This window comes from Cupriavidus sp. D384, from assembly GCF_001652915.1.
In the GTDB taxonomy this organism is placed as follows: domain Bacteria; phylum Pseudomonadota; class Gammaproteobacteria; order Burkholderiales; family Burkholderiaceae; genus Cupriavidus.
Genome location: NZ_BBQI01000083.1, coordinates 1 through 2980, shown reverse-complemented (window position 1 = coordinate 2980; position 2980 = coordinate 1). Strand labels below are relative to the sequence as shown.

Sequence of the window (2980 nt, the reverse complement as noted above, 5' to 3'; positions counted from 1 at the left end):
CCCGCCCCGCCACCCCGCGACCCGGCTTTGCCTTCGTATCTATGGGGCATCTGCGCGCCGAACACCCGATTCGCTGCGACCGCATTGCGATCTGCCGCAACCAGTACGTGAACCTGATCCGCTCGGCGCCCGAGTACGCGCATATCGACTACATCGTCGAGGCGGACATGGACGGCCTCAACACGGCGCTCGACGCTGCCGGGGTGCTGTCGTGCTGGGACACCGATGTCGACTGGAGCGGCATCACCGCCAACCAGCGCCTCTGCTACTACGACATCTGGGCCCTGCGCCATCCGTACTGGGCGCCGGGAGATTGCTGGAAAGCCTACCAGGCCGTGGTGGACACGGTGGGTCCGCGCCAGGCGTTCGACATGTGCGTGGGTTCCAAGCAGATCCACATCCCTGCCGATGCCGCGCCGATCGAGGTGGAGTCCGCCGGCGGCGGCTTCGCCATCTACAAGCGCGATGCATTCGTGAAGGGCCACTACACCGGCATCGACGCCAATGGCGACGAGGTCAACGAACATATCTCGTTCCACGAGGACCTGCGCGCGGCCGGCCATCGCATCTATATCAACCCGGCGATGATCAATGCCGAGTACACCGAGCACACGTTCTACAAGACGCGCATGGGCCACCTGCGCACGCAGCTGATGTGGACGCTGCGCGACACCGCAGACCGGCTGCGTTGCCGGCATGGGCTGGAATCGGTCGTCCAGTCACTCAAGCGGGTGGTTGGCTAGGCCCCTGCGGGATTCGTGTGCGGCGACGCACAGATACCGCAGCAGCCCGATGGGACCCTGCTGACACGGCATCTGACGGCTGGCTCGGCCTGGCAGTCCGGATGCACTCGTAGACGTTGCAACCACAACAGGATTGCAGATGCGGCAGCTCTCTCTGACACGCCGGCGGCCCTGGGCCGAAGGTGACCACGCGACCTTCTACTTCGCGCTGGGCGTGATTTCGGGCATCCGCGTGGTGCTGCTGGGCGAAATCTATATCGGCGAACTACTGGCGCTGTGCATGACGGCCTACGGCCTGTCGTCGTTCAAGGTGGACCGCAAGCTGGCCCCGTTGTTCGCGCTCACGCTCATGTGGTGCATCGCGCAGTCCTTGTCCGACATCCAGAACCACACCGACCTCACCACCTCGCTCAAGGGCGTGCTGGCGCCGCTGGTCTTCTTTGGCACCGTGTATGCCATTGCCACCCACTTCAACCACGGGCACGAGCGGCGCATCTGGTACTTCCTGGCGGGCACGACCATATTCCAGATGTGGGAAACGGTCATGAATCCGATGGAGGCGGCGCTGATGAATCCCTGGAAGTGGGGTTTCGCCACGCCGTTGCTGGCGCTGCTGCTTGCGTACCTGTCCGCGCGGCGTGCGGGCAAGCTGTCCACCGTGGGCTGCCTGCTGGCGTTTTCCGCCACGTCGATCGTGTTCGACTTCCGCAGCCTTGCCGCCATGGCGGTGCTGGGCGCCATCGTGTTCCTGGCCCGCAATTCCTCATTCGTGCGCAAGCTGGGGTATCTGGTGCGCAAGCCGGGCGGCGTCCTGCTGATCTTCGCCGTTCTGGCCACCGTCATCTACATCCTCAACGTGGTATTCACGCTGATCTTCGCGCACTCGGCGGAGTTTGGCTTCCTGTCGCCCGAGTCGGTCCACAAGTACACCGTGCAGGCCACCAGCGAGTACGGCATCCTGTTCGGCGGGCGCTCGGAAATCGTCATTTCGGTCAAGGCGTTCCTCGATGCGCCGCTGCTGGGGCACGGCTCCTGGGCCCTCGACCGCCATGGCTACGTCGACGAGTACAACCGCCTGACCCACCAGATGGGCATGGCCCTGACCGACAGGTTCGACGAGCTGGAATCCCCGATGATTCCGACGCACTCGTACCTGATGGGCGCGATGGTCTGGTGCGGCATTGCCGGCGGCATTTTCTGGCTGAGCGTGGTGGGCGGCTGCCTGCGCATGTTCCTGCTGCAGGCCAGGTACATGCCGGTCTATTTCTGCGTGGCGCTGCCACAGTTCATCTGGGACGCGTTCTTCTCGCCGTTCGGCGCCGCCAACCGCTGGCAGGCCGCCGTGTTCGTCGGGATCATATTCGCGTTCAGCGCCCTTCAGCAGCACCGCGTCCGCTTCCGCGCGCCCGCAGAAACGGGTACGCGTCCGTCCAGGCTCAAATTCGCGAGGTCCGTGTGATCAAGATCAGCATCGTCACGATTTCCTTTAACCAGGCGCAGTATCTGCGCACCTGTATCGATTCCGTCCTCGGCCAGAACTACAGCAACCTGCAGTACATCGTGGTGGACCCGGGCAGCACCGACGGCAGCCGTGACATCATCGACAGCTACGGCGACCGCCTCCAGCGCGTCTACGAGCGCGACCGCGGGCCCGCCGACGGCCTGAACAACGGCTTCCGGCAGGCCACCGGCGAGATCTTCTACTTCCTCAATGCCGACGATGCGCTGCTGCCCGGGGCGCTGGACTATGCGGCGTCTATCTTCGAGGCCCAACCCGATATTGACGTACTGTGCGGCAGTGGCTACAAGATCGACGGCGACGGCAAGCTGCTGCGCGAGATCCGCGCCTCGACCATGTCGCGCCTGCGCATTGTCTACGGCGCGGCCAACCTGTTCCAGCAGGGCGTTTTCTTTCGCGCGCCGACCTTCCACGCCGTGCAGGGCTTCAACATCGAGAACAGCAGCAGCTGGGATGGAGAGTTGCTGCTGGACATGGCCGTGCGCGGCGCACGGTTTCGCGTGTCGCGGCGTCATCTTGGCCTGTTCCGGATCCACCCCACATCGATCACCGGCAGCAACCGTCTGATCGAACAGTTCTACCGCGACGGCGCCCGCATGTTCCGCAAGGTCATGAACCGCGAGCGTCGGCCCTACGACGTGATCCCGCACTGCGTGCTTTGGGCCGAAAAACACCTGGTTACCCGTCTGCCCACGCGCTGGCGGTAGTTGCCATCCGG

Annotated in this window: 3 protein-coding genes; all 3 read left to right on the top strand. The window is 64.3% G+C overall.

Going from position 1 to position 2980, the window contains the following annotated elements; genetic code table 11:
* Positions 1–743 (top strand): hypothetical protein (locus A9J21_RS17045; RefSeq protein WP_231906957.1); only part of this gene is annotated, 743 nt, incomplete at its 5' end.
* 139 nt (positions 744–882) lie between these two features.
* On the top strand, positions 883–2202 hold the full coding sequence (locus A9J21_RS32015) for a hypothetical protein (RefSeq protein WP_066737719.1): 1320 nt from the start codon (positions 883–885) through the stop codon (positions 2200–2202).
* The gene (locus A9J21_RS32010) at positions 2199–2969 is read left to right on the top strand and encodes a glycosyltransferase family 2 protein (RefSeq protein WP_066737717.1); all 771 of its coding nucleotides are present in this window, start codon (positions 2199–2201) and stop codon (positions 2967–2969) included. Before A9J21_RS32015 ends, A9J21_RS32010 begins: the two co-directional genes overlap by 4 nt.
* Positions 2970–2980: the final 11 nt, after the last annotated feature.